Source organism: Acetonema longum DSM 6540 (genome assembly GCF_000219125.1).
Taxonomy (GTDB): Bacteria; Bacillota; Negativicutes; order Sporomusales; family Acetonemataceae; genus Acetonema; species Acetonema longum.
Genome location: NZ_AFGF01000107.1, coordinates 14,560 through 31,832, shown reverse-complemented (window position 1 = coordinate 31,832; position 17,273 = coordinate 14,560). Strand labels below are relative to the sequence as shown.

Annotated in this window: 8 protein-coding genes and 1 pseudogene; 8 read left to right on the top strand and 1 reads right to left on the bottom strand. The window is 48.6% G+C overall.

Annotated features, from left to right (window positions below; genetic code table 11):
* Window positions 1–73: 73 nt before the first annotated feature.
* Window positions 74–1,126: a hypothetical protein gene (locus ALO_RS11655; RefSeq protein WP_004096051.1), complete on the top strand. Its 1,053-nt coding sequence runs from the start codon at window positions 74–76 to the stop codon at window positions 1,124–1,126.
* 314 nt (window positions 1,127–1,440) lie between these two features.
* A pseudogene (locus ALO_RS23925) lies at window positions 1,441–1,719 on the top strand (hypothetical protein); the annotation flags it as partial.
* A gap of 1,104 nt (window positions 1,720–2,823) precedes the next feature.
* Here the strand turns inward: ALO_RS23925 and ALO_RS22470 are convergent.
* Window positions 2,824–3,132 (bottom strand): hypothetical protein, encoded by a 309-nt coding sequence (locus tag ALO_RS22470; RefSeq protein ID WP_169313142.1) that lies wholly within the window; start codon window positions 3,130–3,132, stop codon window positions 2,824–2,826.
* A 360-nt stretch (window positions 3,133–3,492) separates the two neighbouring features.
* Here ALO_RS22470 and ALO_RS11650 point away from each other — a divergent pair, with 360 nt between their 5' ends.
* The 6 genes from ALO_RS11650 (at window position 3,493) to ALO_RS11625 (ending at window position 16,993) form a co-directional block, all read left to right on the top strand.
* Window positions 3,493–14,622 (top strand): ADP-ribosyltransferase-containing protein, encoded by an 11,130-nt coding sequence (locus ALO_RS11650; RefSeq protein WP_169313141.1) that lies wholly within the window; start codon window positions 3,493–3,495, stop codon window positions 14,620–14,622.
* Window positions 14,623–14,715: 93 nt separating this feature from the next.
* Entirely contained in the window at window positions 14,716–15,315 is a 600-nt protein-coding gene (locus ALO_RS11645) for a phage holin family protein (protein WP_004096047.1), read from the top strand.
* Window positions 15,316–15,318: 3 nt separating this feature from the next.
* Complete coding sequence (locus tag ALO_RS11640; RefSeq protein WP_004096046.1) at window positions 15,319–15,861, top strand: N-acetylmuramoyl-L-alanine amidase family protein; 543 nt, start codon at window positions 15,319–15,321, stop codon at window positions 15,859–15,861.
* A 2-nt stretch (window positions 15,862–15,863) separates the two neighbouring features.
* Complete coding sequence (locus ALO_RS11635; protein ID WP_004096045.1) at window positions 15,864–16,058, top strand: hypothetical protein; 195 nt, start codon at window positions 15,864–15,866, stop codon at window positions 16,056–16,058.
* A 133-nt stretch (window positions 16,059–16,191) separates the two neighbouring features.
* Window positions 16,192–16,491 (top strand): anaerobic ribonucleoside-triphosphate reductase, encoded by a 300-nt coding sequence (gene nrdD, locus ALO_RS11630; RefSeq protein WP_004096044.1) that lies wholly within the window; start codon window positions 16,192–16,194, stop codon window positions 16,489–16,491.
* A 13-nt stretch (window positions 16,492–16,504) separates the two neighbouring features.
* Window positions 16,505–16,993, top strand: a complete 489-nt coding sequence (locus ALO_RS11625) for a hypothetical protein (protein WP_004096043.1) — start codon at window positions 16,505–16,507, stop codon at window positions 16,991–16,993.
* The last annotated feature ends 280 nt before the right edge of the window (window positions 16,994–17,273 follow it).

The following is a 17,273-nucleotide window of genomic DNA, read 5'->3' as shown; positions in this document are numbered from 1 at the left end:
GCGGCAAAAAAGGGAATTCCTTTGTGTGGCGCGGTAATGCGTATTCTTTACAATCCGAAAGGAGGATGTAAAATTGATTGTCTTACGGGGTAATCCCAATGTTGAAAATGTATCCAATGCCCTGGGTCAGGGATTAACCCAGGGGTATTCGGCTAAAATGAATGATCTTGCTTATCAGCAGATGGTTGCTGACAGGCAGCAAAAAGAGCAAGATGCCCGGAATAAGATAGTGGATCTTTACGGGCAGATTCAGCAACGGAAGAAAGAATCTGAGATTTCACCGTCGTCGGCTATGGGCGGCTACGATACTCAGCGTCGATTAAACGATGAGGCCAATGCGCTGAGGACTCAACTTCGCCAATATGGCATTGATTCAAGCCAGATTGAAGAAAATACCCTGAGTGGTGATGCCCAAAGCAACTGGAACAAGAATGTGGCTATTGAAGATGCCGCCAGGAGATACGTTGCTCAGAACCTTGACCCTGCGGCGGCCGCCGTCAAGGCAAGAAATTTCGTATTGGGCGGCGGTGGCACGAATTTCGATGAAAACATGTTTAATGCCGCCAATCAATATTATCGGCAGCAGGCTCTTGGAAACAAAAAGTTCACTACCGAGAATAGGTCAAAAGATGGGATTCAATACGCGCAGGATTACATGATCGACGAAATGTCCGGGTTGCGGGTTCCTGTTGGAAAAGAGCGCCAAGTAAGCGACCAGGGCCAGTGGGCGGCCAATCAGCAGCGGGCGTTGGCGTCAATACGAAGTGCTGGCAGCAGAGGAAACGACAACTCACCCGAAACGCTTGGCGGCCTGGACGTGGATCAAATGAACGCCATTGCAGACAAGGGGAAAGAACTGCAACAGCAGATTGGCGAAAATACTATCACGGCGGATCAGGTAAAAGGGCAGATTGGTCTTTTGGCCAGAAAATACGGATTGAAACCTGATGAAATAGCGTTATTGATGGGGTTCCAAAGAAAAGGACAGGTGTCGGCTAACATGCAATCTCAAGCACAGTTAAATACGCCGTCGGCAGGTAATGGCAGAAACCCGACGGCGATTACTGGTTTCAATGATATCCCGAACGTGAACTATGCGGAATACCTGAATGGATTTGGTCGGTAACTGCGAAAGGGCGGTGTAGATAGAATGGCGAAAAAGAAACAAGGGTGGACAGAGGAAGAATATCAGCAGCAAATGCAGACATTAGATGATTTTGATTTTTCACCGACTATGCCCACGGAGACACCTACCCCCCAAAAGAGGAAGGACTTTTCTCCTTTCTGGGGAATTTGTTCGGTGATAATGGTGCAGCGAATGCACCTCAGCCTCCTGCTATGCAAGCGGATTATCAAACTCAACCATCGGATATTGATTCGGTTATCAACAACTACAATGGAGCGGCTGCTCAACAGAGCAAGCCGCTTATTAATTTGCCGGCGTCTTCCGGGCCGGCCGAACAAGGTAATATTGATCTTTCCAATCGCCCCGTTGTGCGCAATGCAGACGGATCGATCAGCACGGTTCGGTCTATGAGCATTAATATGGACGGAAGAGAAGTGCTGATTCCCACTGTTAGCGACGATGGCAGGATATTAACCGAGAACGAGGCCGTAGATCAGTACATTAAAACCGGCCAGCATCTTGGCAAGTTCGACACGCCGGAAGCGGCGACGGACTATGCGAAGAAGTTACATGATCAGCAGGACGAAATGTATTCCCAGAGACCAGCGAGCTTAGATGATTTTGACTTTCAATCCACCCCGGTTCCTCCCAAAAGAGCGACCAATGACTTCATCGCCGGATTTGGTCAGGCACAATCTGGCTATGGCACTGGTATGCGATATATGTCCAATGCTCTTAATGCTCCTGACTTAGTAAGTGATATTGTAAAAACCACGGCTAGTCCAGTGATTGCCGGGATTGCGGCTCTGACTGAAAAAGAAAAGCAGGTTAAACCCATCCCGGCCCCGCAGCCAGGGTCATTCACTCACTGGCTGGAGAATAAAGGACAGGAGTGGGAACAAAGCGGCAGAGAAACTTATGAGAAATATAAAAGCGATGATCTTACGGAAGAAGACCGGGAGCGTCTTGGCCCTATCCAGTCAGCGCTGGTCGAAACCTGGACGGATGTCCAGCGAAATATCCCATTCACTATTACCAACCTGCCGTTAAATGCTATTCCGGTTGTTGGTACTCCCCTGGCCGCCATGGCTGAAGCATCGGTAGAAGCAGGCAACCGATACGATGAGGATTATAAACTGTATTATGATGAAGGCATGCGGCAGGGAATGTCCTTAAAAGATGCGGATGAATACGCCCGGGGACAGGCAGTGAACCGTGCTGATAAGGTCATGGTCGGGAACACCGCTCTGCTGGCTGTAACGAATAAGCTGGAATGGGGACTGTTTACCCGTGGTGCCGGACCGATAGCAAAACGGTTTGGCGGAAGGCTTGCAAAACAATGGGACAAACTGAGCCCGGGGGCTAAGGTAGCCGCCACATTGATAGCTAATGGCCTGAGTGAATCCGTTATGGAAGAACTACCGCAGAGCAATATCCAACGCTATGTCACGGGGGAAGGAATGGACTGGAACCCGTTCTCTGATGAGAACTTCCGAGAAATGCGTTCAGCTTTTGCAATCGGGGCGGTATCCGCTGGTGTCGGCGCAGCCGGACGTGGGGTGATGGACTCCCGGCGCCGCAGCGGAGTCACCAAAGAATTGCAAACTCTTTCCGGTGGGGCGGTCGATCCCGTTACTCAGAAACAGGTCGAAAATGCGGAAAGAGAACTGCAAAACCAGATAACAGCGAATTTTGACTTAGCCCGTCAGGGAGAAAAGGCAATCAAGCAGGGGAAGACGGAGCAAGAAACACAAAAGGGTCAATTCATGATCGATCTCGCCACCAAAAATCTGTCGCAAATGGATGCCCAATATGGGATATTCAACGAAGCAGGTAAAATCAATATAACCAACTCCACTATTGCGAAGGCAGGGGTAGATTACGGTGTTTTCAAAATTACCCCGCAGGAACAGCAACAAGAGCAAGTACAGGACGAACAACAGCAGGGTCCATCCTTGAATGATGAGGATTTTTTCAGACTGGCAACGGAATTTAATGCCAATCAAGCCAGTCAGGCAACCGAGGACCAAACTCCTGCTCCGGTGTCGATACCGCAACCGCAAGTAGTCGAGTTTTCCGATGCCCGGCAGGCCGAACAATTTGGTCAGGCTAATCCCGCATGGCGCCGGTATAATGTGGGGGGCGTACAATACTTTCAGGCTCCGTCGCCTGGCGTAACTCCGTCCATACCGGGCGGCGATCCGGGTACATCCATTGAAATCCCTTCCGGCAGTGGCATAACGCTGACACAGGCAAGGGAACAGATTCCTCAATCCGTTGATGGAATGACCAACGCACAGAGATTCGCCGTTGAAAAATCAATGGATAATGCGGCTCGGGCGGGAGACTACCGGGCGGCCGCCGGTATGGCCCGGCAGCTTGGCAGTGAACAATTGGCGCGTAAATACGAAGAGGCTGACTCCGAGGAACAAATTACACGGGCATTGAACAGTCGGAATTACCAGGAGGCAGCCAGACTGGCGCAGGCTAAAGGAGATGCCGCAAGGGCTCAGAGATTTATATCCTTGGGAGAACTCATAGCCAATACGCCGCAGCAACAGACTTTTGCCAAACAAGGTCAGCCGGGTGAAGCGAATACCAATGCGGCCTTATTCCGGGAACAGCGGCGCATGGCACAGGCCTACCAAAACCTTTCGGGTGACGAACAGTACTTCCTGGATATCCTTCGGTCCTATAATGTAAGCTTAGATGCGGTCAGGGATGAAATTACAGGAGAAATAAACTCCCGGATACAGCAAGAAGTTCGTTTGTTGAAGCAGGAAGCGGCAGAAGGCGGCGTAGAATTAATATCTAAACAAGATGGTGAGGGGAAAGTCCGCGCAAGTACTAATCCTGATTGGTATCGCCAATTGTATCCGATGAACAATCAGAAGTATCACGATTTGGCTGTCAGTATCCTGCGCGGCAGCCGGCGCCATTGGTCTGTAGATGAAACTATCAGCGATGAGTTTAGCGCACTGGAGGCGACTGTAAATGCAATCGAAACAACCCGGGAAAACATCAACCAGCAAGTCCCCGAGTGGGTTCAACCATCTGTCGCCGGCGGCACAGGCGGCAATCGGGATCTTCGGGGGGCAGCGGAACAATTCCAGTCCTTCGGCCGATCCAGTATCGAGTCAGAGGAATCCCGCGCCGCACAGTCCCGAAAACAAAAACAAGTAGAAGAAGCACTGCGCAGCGAAGCCCTACGGAAGAAGATGGACACTCCGGAAGGCCGTGCTCAGGTTGAAAAACTCCCGGATCACATCCGGACGGCGCTGAAAGAACGGCAACAGCAGGAGCAGGGTGAAAGCCAGGTACAAAAGGCAAAACCCTTTTTAGCGCAAACGGAAGTGGACCGACAACAGGAAAGACAGGAACTTGCTGCGGAACTGGTTTCTCAGGGAATGAGCGAAGACCATGCGCAGCAGACTGCAAACAGCTTCATTGAGCGCAGGAAAGCCCCGCGCGTTGTTGATGAAACCATTGGGTATCAAGTCAAGGGGCAATTCACGCCCACAGTAGAACGGGCGTGGGATGAGTTTAAAGCGAACGGCCGGCAGTTTGCCTTTGCTAACGTGGACTTCCTCAATCTGGGCGGGTTGAATGGCGTTGCTGGAAACGAAGCGGCTGATAAACACTTACGAGTGATCACCAAGATCGTTTCCGATGAAGTGGGCGCCGTTGCTGACCATGCACAATATTTCAGATGGGGTGGCGACGAGTGGCGCATATTGACCCCGGATATATCAAAAGAAACGTTGGATACTGCGTTACAGCGTGCTCAAGCCCAAATTGCGGACTATGCTAAGTCGAATGGCTTGGATAAACTGATGCACGGTAAAAAGACTCACCTGCAAACGGGTATTGGTATCCACTATGCGGCAGATGAGTTTAATGGATATCCGTCATACCAAAACATGATATCCGACTCGGAACTCGCTGTTTTAAACAAAAAGAATCAGTTGTTTGCTGAACTGGAGAAACAACTGAAAGAACAAGGGGGAAATTCTAATGTCATTCGAGTCGAAACTGAAAGCGTTGGGTCTGGAGCATCTGGCGAACAATCCGGAAGAACTGGACAAGGAAATCAAGAGACGGAGAGCGGAAATCGCCAAAAGGAAAACAACATATCAGAATCCAAAAGTGGATCGCGCCCAGTAAATGAAGCGGAACCGTCAATAAAACAACAAGGCGCACAACAGACCGTACAACAAAGCGAACAACAGTCTGTACAACAGACTGAGCAACTTCCCGAATCCGGCAATAATATCACCGGATTCGATGGGAGCCAGGCAAATCGGGATAGGCTTCGCAATCAACTCCTGGAGTTAACCGGCAAGAAACCGAAGCAAAAGAAGCTGAATATCGTGGATGACAGCGATGCGGCTTTAGCGCAGGCCATGAAAGAGCTTCAATCCGAACTCAGCAAGATTAGTTCCAATCCCGTATTTAACCCCACGTTAATGGGAGCGGCGTTTAAGGTCGGTGCCATTCACATGCAGCGGGGTATCAATAACTTCTCTGATTGGTCCGCTACAATGGTAGATACGGTGGGAGAAAGAATCCGGCCTTATCTGAAAAGCGTTTGGAATTCCATCACGGCGTGGCCGGAAGATGTCAAATATAATGATCGGGTAGCCAACTCTTTGTTTGAATATGCGGGAATCCTCTATCAGGACGGGGTTACGAATCAGACTGGGATGGAGCAGCGGATACAAGAGGATCTGGGGGCAGATTTTGTCCCCATGGTAAAAGCAGCATTTTCCGGCGTTTCTGAATGGCCGGGATTCGAGGGAGGGAGTCAGTATGGTGAACGTGGCCGCGAGAATCTGGAACGAGATAACGCAACTGTGCCCAATCGAGACGGGGTGGGGCCAGAAGTACTTCGCAATGAATCAGCAGGAAATCGCCGAGGCGATGGACAAGGAAGCGAAGAGACTGGAGAAACAGGGGATCGACAGCCGGGTAATAGACGGGTTCCTTCTGGTGGCGCCGCTCGTGGCGGAAGCGAAAGGAATCAGGGAGTACGCGGCGGAACGGCCGTGGATCAGGAACGTGCTGCCGGAAGTGAACTCCCTGGAGGAAGCAGCCTATTTAGCGACGAAGGAGTACAATCTGACCCGTCAGCAACAAAAGGACTTGCTGCAATTGCTGCAGACCGAACCGAAACTGAAACCGGCGGAACATCCTTAGCTTCCAAACTAGAGGCACAGAAAAAAGCTGAATCCATACCAGTAAAGGTGGCGAACCTGGAGAACATCCGGAAAACGCTGCCTTTTTTAATGCCTGAACAACAGAACGATGTCCTGTTTGCGGAAGAAAGGTTTTCGAAGCCCGACGGCTATGGCGTATTGTTTACCAACGGGACTGGTACGGGGAAAACCTTTACCGGAATTGGCATTGTGAAGCGCTTTGCCAGACAGGGAAAAAACAATATTCTCATTGTTGCCCCTAACGATAAAATCATTGCTGGGTGGATTGATGCCGGGAAGAACATGGGATTGGATATCACAAAACTTGAGGATACCAAGAGCGCCGGCAAGGGTATTGTCATAACCACTTATGCTAACCTGGGGCAAAACCAAGAATTGGCGAAACGGCATTGGGACCTAGTTGTTCCCGATGAGTCCCATTACCTGTCCAGTAGCGAACAAGGGGATATCACCGGTGCAGCGTCTGCGCTCCGAGCTATTACCCTTCATCGCAATGGGTATCGTCAGCGATTTGATGACCTTGAACGGGATTTGGTTGAAAAAGAACGCAGCGCCTATGAAGAACTTAGAAACTTTAAGCCCGGAACGAAAGAGGAACGGGAACAGTATGATGCTCTGGAGAAAAAATCCAGGGACTTATCCACTGGTATTGAGAATCTGCGCAAAGAACGGTATGAAGAGTGGGACGCTGTTCCTCCAGAGAAACGAAGCAGAGTGGTTTTCCTGTCGGCGACTCCTTTCGCCTATGTAAAAAACGTCGAATATGCCGAGGGATACCTGTTTGGTTATGGTCAGGATACGGACGAATACCGCGGGTATAATCAACCGGACTCCCGGGAGAATTTCTTCATTACCCACTTCGGCTATCGGATGCGCTATAACAGGTTAACATCTCCGGATGCCAATGTGGATAATGAGATTATGGAACAGCAATTCCACGAGTGGCTGAGAGGCCAGGGCGTATTGTCCGGCCGGATGCTGACGGTGGATAAAGACTATGACCGTAACTTTGTACTGGTCAATGATGCCATAGGCGGCAAGATCGATGAAGGATTGAATTGGCTGTGGGAGGCAGAAGACAGAAAGTATAGCCCTCTGTATGATTTCATCGACGACCAGTTTGCTTATCATCAAAAGATGTATCTTCTGGAGTCCATTAAGGCCAAACATGCGGTAGGATTGGTCAAGGATTACCTGAAACAGGGTAAAAAGGTAGTGTTGTTTCATGACTTCAACAAGGGCGGTGGATTCCATCCGTTCAGGCCGGAATTCATCCCCGAAGACCTTCGGAGTTTGTATCATGAATTTACTGCCAAGCGCCCGGATTTGCTCAAATTGGACCTTTCTGAATTGCTGTCGCCGATAGAACAGGTGAAACAGTCATTCGGCGAAGATGCTATGTTCTTTAATGGCACAATTCCCAAGAAGGTGCGCGGCAAGAACGTCGATTTATTCAATGATGATGACAGTGGTAAGGACCTTATCGTAGTGCAATCTGATGCCGGCCGGGAAGGGATCAGCCTGCATGACCGGACAGGCAAACACCAACGGGTCTTGATCAACCTGGGCATGCCGGTCCGTCCTACGGCGGCTATTCAAATTGAGGGCCGTATCTATCGAACGGGTCAGATGTCGGATGCCATATTCCGCTATCTGAATACTGGAACCACCTTTGAACGCCTTGCCTTTGCCACTAAAATTGCAGAACGTGCGTCTACGGCAGAGAACCTGGCGCTTGGCGGTGAGGCGCGGAGGCTAAAGGATTCGTTCATTGAAGCCTACGAAATGAGCGGGGAATTTCCGGCTGGGATGGACGCCGAAGGAACGGGCGGAAAAGCAAAAGACCGGGCAAATCGGCGGGAGATGACGGAATTCCAACGGGCAAAATCCTATTATTTCTCTCAGCAGAAGAAGACCAGTCAAAACAAGTCGGCAGAAGGCAATGATTACTATGCGACGCCGGAACCTATTGGATATAAAATGGTGGAATGGGCGAACATGAAGCCCGGGGAACGGGCCATGGAACCTTCTGCGGGACATGGAGCTATTGCCAGGTTCTTCCCAGGCCATGCAGATCACGTGATGATTGAACCGAGCCTGCAATTGGGGCCCCGTGCAGTGATGGTCAGCCCGGCAAAACTGGTATCCAACCGGTTTGAAGACTATCATATTATCAATAAATTTAATGCAGTGGTTATGAACCCTCCCTATGGCCATGGCGGGAAAACCGCTATAGAGCATTTAGGGAAGGCGTATAAACATCTTTACGACGGCGGCAGGATCGTTGCGCTTCTTCCTGATGGCGGCCTGGCAGATAAACGGCTGAATGCATGGTATGACTCCGAAGAGGCAACCGGCGCCTATCCGGTTGCTGAAATCAAATTACCGTCCGTTACGTTTGAAAGAGCCGGCACAGGAGTGCGAACCAAGATTGTTGTCATTGAAAAACATATAGATGCTGCCGGCACGGAAGAGATAGACAATCGTCATATTGATTTGTCCGATGCCGAAACAATCGGAGAATTATTTGACCGGATCGAAACCATTTCTCTCCCCGACAGGCTTCAGGTTCAATCGGCGCGGTCTGCAACCTCGCCAATCTCCAGCCAATCCCGTGAAACCGAAAGCGCAACGGAAGAAGCAACGCAGGAAGATAATTATTCAAAACATGAATTCCGCCATACGAAAAATAAAAATCTGATCTATATCGCCAAAGCGAAGAAGTATCTGCGAGACAACTTTGATCAGCACATGAATATTGCAAAAAGACATGATGGATGGTGGAATAGCTGGGAAAAAGGGGATGCCGTCAAGGGGTTCGCCTTTAACACGGATGCAGACCGGAAGGCATTTATCGAAGAATCCAGCAGCGCCTTACGCGAAGCTAAGTTCTCCAGCGACGCCGGGATCATCGACAATGCAGAAAGTGTTGACCCAACCACGAACGAACAGCGGATCATAGACCTTGCTAATAATTTAGGCGCCAAGGCCGAAATAATAGACCACGCAGATACTTCCCTGCGTGGTTTTTACATGGATGGCACACTGTATTTAAACCGTAACGGCAATCTGTCGCTGGAATGGACGCTGGGCCATGAATTTACTCACTGGTTAGCCGAAAATCGCCCCGGTGTGTATAAGGCGATGCGGTCAGCGGTCAGCAAGGTTACGGACGCGCAAGTTGATGCATACCGCCGGCGTCTGGGAGAGCGCGGTAAAGCGATGGACCGGGAAGCTGTCATTGAGGAAATGATAGGCGATGAAGTTGGTAACGGCTTCGGCAGTGAATCACTGTGGGAAAAAATACAGAAGAAGTCGCCGGCGCTGTTTAAGCGTATTGTTCAATCGGTGCAAGAATGGTTGCAGTTTCTGACCGGGAAACGTTCATACAGAAATAGCGGCTTAACTCGGGAGCAAATTTCGGAAATTGAGGCAGTGCTGCCGGATATTGTTATTAGGTCGCTAAAGGACAGTGGCTATGAGGTTGGCACGGCAGGTAAAACTGCTGCTTCACAAGATAAAAAGTTTGCACCGGCGCCGAAGGGTGTAAAGCATGTCAATATTGCGGGGATTCCTGCCGAGATGCTTAAAGAGTCCTGGGTACGGTCGTGGGCCGAGCACTTCTGGGATACTGTCGGAGTTAAGTCGCCGTTCTTCCGCAGTTGGTTTGGTGATTGGCGCGTTAACGATCAGACCCATGTTCCCATTACCACTATCACGGGAACAGAGGCAACCCAGTCTAAAAATGTAAAAGCTGCTGCTAAAGAAGCGACGGCATGGGCCAAGAAACAGCCTGAATTTCGTGGAGAACGAAAAAATAAAGATACTGGATGGGATATTAATATTTCAAAAGCAGTGCTGAATGAAACGTCTTATTATGCCATCACAAACGGGAAAATCGATTCCGTCAAGGCCATTGCTTCCATTCCTGATATTGTTGAAAATGCCATATTAGTTTCTACTGAAACCAATAGGCATGATGTGCCAGAAGTTCCATTTGTACACACCTTTGTCGCTCCGCTTTCAATTGGCAACAATGATTATTTAACTGAGCTAACAGTGAAAGAAACATTAAAAGGAAAACAGGCTTATCATCTGAATGCCATAAAAATTACACCGCTGGATTCTCATGTCCTGGGCCGGAATAAATCTGCCCCAGGATTAAGTGAGAAAACCAACGGTGTTTCTGCTAATACAGTAGCAGATTTGTTGAATCTCGTCAAGCCGCCTACTGGCACAAATTATGGGAAGAGTTCGGCCGTTGTTGACAAACAGGGTATGCCGCTCATTGTCTACCACGGTACAAAACAATCATTCTCTACTTTCGATCCACAAAAGATAGAAAGTGAGGACGGATTCTTCTTCACTACTAACAGGGATACTGCCAAAGAATATGGCAACATCATTCCTGCGTATTTGAACATTAAAAATCCATACCGCTATACCAATAAGCAATGGCAAAATGGCGAAGGATTTGATTTAAAACAAGCTAAAGAGGCCGGGTTTGATGGAGCTATTATAAAAGGGCAAGACGGCGGGGACACATATATTGCTTTTTATTCCAATCAAATTAAGTCTGCCACTGATAACATCGGTACATTTGATAGCAGCAATCCAGACATTCGTTACTCCGGCGGCGGTCAGCCTCAACGCTCAAAACAGAGCTATACACCCAAAGAAATTATGGACAATATCAATACCTTTTCGAGAGAAACCCTTATTGATCTGTTAGAACAAATTGACCCGAATGGTGTATGGTCGGACGCGGATAACGCTGCCGAAGGATATGACCCGATCACCCTCCGCGAAAGCAGAGACTATGTTCGTCAAAAGTTCGATGATATGAATATGCTGGAGCAGCAGGTCAGAAAACGTGGATATAAATTATTGATAGATGCTGATAAGGTTCGCTTCTCAAAAGACGCGCAACTTCCGGACAAACTGACCTTCTCCAAAGTCACCCAGAAAGGCGATAACTATAAAAAGCTTATCCAGGCGCTGAATGAGCGCAACTGGACCCGCGAAGAAAAGCCGGACGGGACAATCATTTACACTAAGCCGACTCCACAAAAGGAACCGATCCAGAAAAAGCCGGTCGCCGGTGATAGGTTCACATTCCAAAACGAGGAGACACAAAGACGGGCGGAAAAGGCCATGCAGGGCGTTATTGGTGCCAAAGAGTCCACCAGTATTAAAGATAGCCTAAAGAGCGCGTGGGACTTGTTAAAACGCAAATTTGGCCGGGAGTATGAGCATATGCCGCATACCGCTGAGTTCTCCGAAATTCGCTTTGCTCTGCAGAAGCTACAGCAGCAAAAAGGGGTAGCCAACGACAAAGTCATCAGGATACTCGACGATATCACGAAGAATCTGTCCAAGGACGAATACTACCACTTTTCGCTGAAAGTCCTATTGGATGATCTGCAACATGAAGAAGGATCGCTACCGTTTGGACTGACCAAGGAAACGTTACCGGTTGAACAGGAACGGCTTGATGAGCATATTGCCGCCAACTATCCCAATGTCACAAAGGCAGTAGAACAACGGAAAGAAGTTTGGTCTGACATTAAGGACAGGTACATTGCCGTCATGAAAAAAATCGGCTTCAATGTGGAGAACAAATTCGCCCGGGAAGATTACTACCGACACCAGGTGTTGGCGTACATGGATCAGAAGAGAATAGCCGGTATTGGCCAAAAGCTGAAGGCGCCGACGAATAGGGGATGGCTCAGACGCCGTGAAGGCAGCGAAAAGGATATCAACCTAAATTATATGGAAGCCGAATTCGAAGTCATGCGTGACATGCTGTATGACATGGAGGTAGCCAAGACGATCAAGTTGGTGGATGATCAATACAACATCATCGACCGGCTGAAGGCCGAAGCACTCACGATGAATGACCAGAATGTCATGCAGGTATTCCGTGATATGGTTGAAGAGTTTGGCATTGTGAGCGATGATATGACCGTCGAATCCATGGCGCGGAAAATGTATAAGCAAACGTTGAACCGCAAGCAGGCTATGGCTTTCGCGAAATTGAGCGAACTGGCGGCAAAAGATGAATTGCCATATGGGCCGAATAATAAGTATCAGGACGTTGTTGAAAATCTGGCGCAGGAATACTTTGCCCGTAAGGAATCATCGGATGCACAGGGGATGGAGGATGCCGTTGCAGACAAACTCCAGGATCAGGAGCAAAATCACGCCAAGCTCATGGAATATGCCGCCTACTTGCTGAAAGAGCAGGGCGGAAAGCCTGGCAGTGGAGCCGCCGCAATGCTGTTCCGGGGGATACAGGACAAGAAACAGTTCGTCCGGGGTGCTCTTGGCGAGCGGTATGTTACCTGGCGCGATTTGATCCCCGAAGGATATTCTGAATGGCGGCCGAGAGAGGGAAATGTATTCTTCCGGGCCCGTACCGTCCCAGAACAGATGGTTGAAAAACTGATGAGTGAATCGCTCAATTCCCTGGGCGTATCTCCCGAACAATTGAAAACCGCTCTGATTATAGGCGGCCGGCGTGAAGGGTATATTGTCAAAGAAGAAATTGCGGCTACATTGGAGAAAATGACGCCTGATTTCGTGAATGACACGGGAACCAAATGGTCCCAATATGTGATTACTCCATGGAAAATATGGCAGTTAACCAGTCCGTCCCGGATCATTAAGTATAATTTGAGAAATATGACGAGCGACTTAGACGCGGTATTAGCCGGGAATCCATCTTCCTTGCGAAAGGTAAGCCAATCTATGAAGGACCTGAATCGGTACTTCTATGGAGACGGCGAAATGACGAACGAACTGCGGGAGTGGTTCGAACGTGGCGGAATGCAGACCCTTCTGCAAGTGCAGGAAATTGGCGATATCAATAAGTTGAAGTTGTTTATCCGGTTCAGTGAGCAAAAGGATGGTCTGGAAAACGCATTAAAAACCGGTGCGGCGAAGGTATGGGATGGATACTGGGGCCGTGCCCGGAAGGTTACGGATTTGCGGGAGGCACTGCTCAGATACGCGAATTATCTTGAATATCTTGAGCAAATAGAGAGCAATAAAGGCAGGCCGAAAAACTTCGGGGCAAGCATGTCAGAAGAGGTTATGGCTCTATCGGACAATCGGGACAAGGCTTTCAAGTTGGCCAACGAACTCCTTGGAGATTACAATGCTGTTTCCGTTGCCGGCAAGGAACTGCGAAAACATCTCATTCCTTTCTGGTCTTGGACAGAGGTCAACGCAAAACGCTATATTAACCTGTTCCGGAACTGCGCGTCCAATGAAGGTATCGCGAAAACAGTCGGCAAGAGGCTCTTGACGAAAGCGGCTGTTTACTCTCCGTACCTGGCGGTTCAGGTCGGGGAGTTTGCAGTAAAGGCTACTGGGATGTGGATTCTTCTGCAGATGTATAATTTCGCGCTCTGGCCGGATGAGGAAAAAGAACTTCCTCCAAATATAGCTGGGCAGCCGCATATCATTCTCGGCCGCGATGCTGATGGCAAGGTAATGTACTTCAATCGCCTCGGGGCATTCGCTGATTTCCTTGAATGGTTTGGACTGGACACACCGGTTAAGACCGTTACAGACTATCTGAATGGCAAAAAGACAATTGCGGAGATTGCCGGTGACATGGTTAAGAATCCGGTCAATAAGTTCGTCCAGGGCATTACGCCAACCATTAAAACCACGGGCGAATTGTTGATCGGGCGCCGGCTGTTCCCAGATGTCTTTAAGCCCCGGCGGATTCGCGATTATCCAGAGTACATTTTTGATAGCTTTGGGCTGGGAGACGAATATCGTTTGGCCGCCGATAAGCCGCATCCTCGATATGACGTAATGAAGTTTCTACTCTATAAAACTGAGCCTGATAAGACGGCCTATTACAACATCATGGAGGAAAAGAATCGTTTTTTAAAGAGCATTGGCAAGGGCGGCGATGGAGACTATATGTCTGACCAGTCAGAAGCAATCCGAAACTACAAGATGGCTCTGCGATATGGTGATAAGAAGATAGCCGCAAAGTACCTGATGGAGTATAAGGCACTGGGAGGCACGAAACAGAGCCTTGCTACTGCCCTGGCTAATATGTCCCCATTGGCCGGACTCACAAGGGATCAGAGAAAGAAGTTCTTACAGGGGTTGTCTGGTGAGGATAAAGCCGAATTATTAAAGGCAGAGCGGTATTACAAGACGGTATTGCTGGGCGGGTTTAGGTCACGTAAAACAAGTTCCGGAACTGAAAAGGTGACAATCCCTTGGAATGTCGATCTTCCTAATAAAAAACGATAGGAGAGGTTTAAACCTCTCCTATTTCCTTTCTAGTGAAAGGGGGTGGTATGAGGTACTGCGCATTGGCGCTATTTTTATTTGGAGGCGATGTGTTTGGATTGTGTACAAAAACTTATTCGGATGCTCAAAAATGGTCTTGAAAACATTATGGACTTTTGGCCAGTAAAGGTATTGGCGTCAGCACTATCATCTGCATTTGTGTTTCTTTTCGGAGGCAGCGAGGTTATATTCGCTGTCGTTGTTGTGTTCGTGCTGCTGGATACGCTGACGAAATGGGCGGCGATCACAAAAAAATATTTACTCAGTATCGGTGTATCGGCTGAATCTATTAACGCATGGACGATATTTTGGGGCTTTTGGAGTGCCTGGCGGCCGGGGTTTCTGACCAGCACTGAACTGCGACAGCGATGGAGTGAGAAGATATTTACCTATGTGGTGCTGGTCGTCTGCGCCGGCTTAGTCACGAAACTACCGGAAATTATATTGTTTGGAACACCGGTGAACCGGTCTATTTCCGGAGGAATTTATACGGTTATCGCGCTCACGGAATTGATATCGATCACTGAGAACCTGGAGCAAATGGGGAATACACGTCTGGCGCAGCTGAAACAGATTTTTGCCACATTGGCAAACCGGGTCACCGGCGGTAATTTTAATCTGCCAGTGCCTGGCAGCGATAAGAAGGAGAAGTAGAATATGAAAGTATTCATCAACCCCGGCCACGCTCCAGACGGCAATCCAGACCCCGGTGCCGTCGGTCCGTCGGGTCTCCAGGAATCTGACGTGGCAGCTGCGGTAGGCCGGATGGTCGCGAATATTCTGGATGGTGCCGGCTATGACACGTTCTGCTATCAGTCAGATAGTTTGCAGGATATTTGCGGCCAGGCAAATTCCTGGGGTGCTGACCTATTTATTAGTATCCATTGCAACGGGCATGACGATCCAGCAGCACATGGAACTGAAACATGGTGTCACTTGGACAGTCAAAGGGGATATGACCTGGCTCAGTCCATTCAGATTGAACTGGTAAACGCCACGGGGCTTATTAACCGTGGCGTTAAGCTTTCTGTTGGGTTATACGTCCTGAAATATACCAATATGCCGGCGGCACTGGTTGAATTGGCGTTTATTACCCATTCAGCCGAGGAAGCGTTGCTGGGCACTGAGGCATATCAAGACGCGGCTGCGAGAGCAATTGCGTCTGGTATAGAAAAATATTTATTAAATGGAGGAATGTAAAAATGGCTAATAAGGAAGAAATCAAAGAAAAGGCAAAAGAGGTAGGTAAAAAACTCGATGAATCCGGACATGAACTGGACGGATGGGTAAGAGGGAAGGCTGAAAAACATAAGTTCACGAACTTTCAGGTTTGGGTGGGCCTGGCTATCTTGGGCCTGGCACTGATCGGCCTGGCGAAGGTTGCAGGCCTTTTGTAAGATAGCGCATTGATTGGAGTTAGGATGAATAGCGGCTTTTACAGGAAACTGCAAAAGCCGCTTGTTGTCCTAATACAGAAGGGAAGTGCCGATCGTTGGATAAACATCTGAAATATCTTTTAGAGGTGTTGCTATGCGAGAACCTGATTTAATAATTAGGGGTATACCGATACATGTCGATTGCAATATTACTGCTGATGAGGTAAAAAAATTGGTCAATGAGGAAATCGACATGTTGTCCAAGCAGAAGTTTCCTCTTGCGTCTATTCGTATTTTTCAGAATGACGGGAAACTAATGATCCAAGCATTGGCGAAAATAAAAAGACTGAGAAGAATCACCGGATATCTTTCCAGTATTGACAACTTTAACGATGCAAAGAAAGCTGAACTAAATGCGCGAGTGGCGCATATTGACCCCGGTAAGAACGCTTAAAGGGGGCTATGCGATGAATGAATTTCGGGCTATCGTCGTTTTCGTTGTAGGGGTAGCAGTCGGTGCCGTCGGAATGTATTTCGGCCGGCCGGCGGAACTCCGAGTGGAAAGGGTTCCGGTTGTAACTGAAAAACTGGTTACAGTGACCAATACAGAGGTCAGATATGTCCCCAAAAGTGGCCCGGGGGATGCAGATGTTGAGGCTAAAATCGATCAGCCTGGTGTCAGTGTCCGGGTCAACGATAAACCCTATCAATTTTCCTTGTTGCAAGACGAAACACAGAAATTTGAACAGGGGAAGGTCAGTCTGCAGCAGACGTCCGATATTAACCTGCGCATTGAAATTCAACCCGAAGATAAGACGAAAAAACGCTCCCTAGGAACTGGCTTCCTGGGGAGCGAAGTGTTTGGATCAATTGGCTACACGCCCAATAACCATATCGAATATAAGATAATTGGCAACCGGGATCATCAGGGCGGGATGGTTGAACTTCGCTTCTAACGTAGGCCCGGCTCCGGTCGGGCTTTCTTTTTTTTGGTCTATAAATCGCGCGTGGTGGAATACATATATAAGCGAAGAACGCTGTTAAGGTAGCAATCTCACTGCAGTCATTTAGTAGGGAGCAGAAAAAAGAGATGGCCGGAATTTTTGAAAAAATATTGTAAACGGGGTTAAAATATTTGAATTCGGGGAAAACTAACCACTGTTTATGAATTCACATTTTCAATGTTTGGAACATAGTATAACAATATAAAGAATGGTATTAAGAATAGTATTTTGA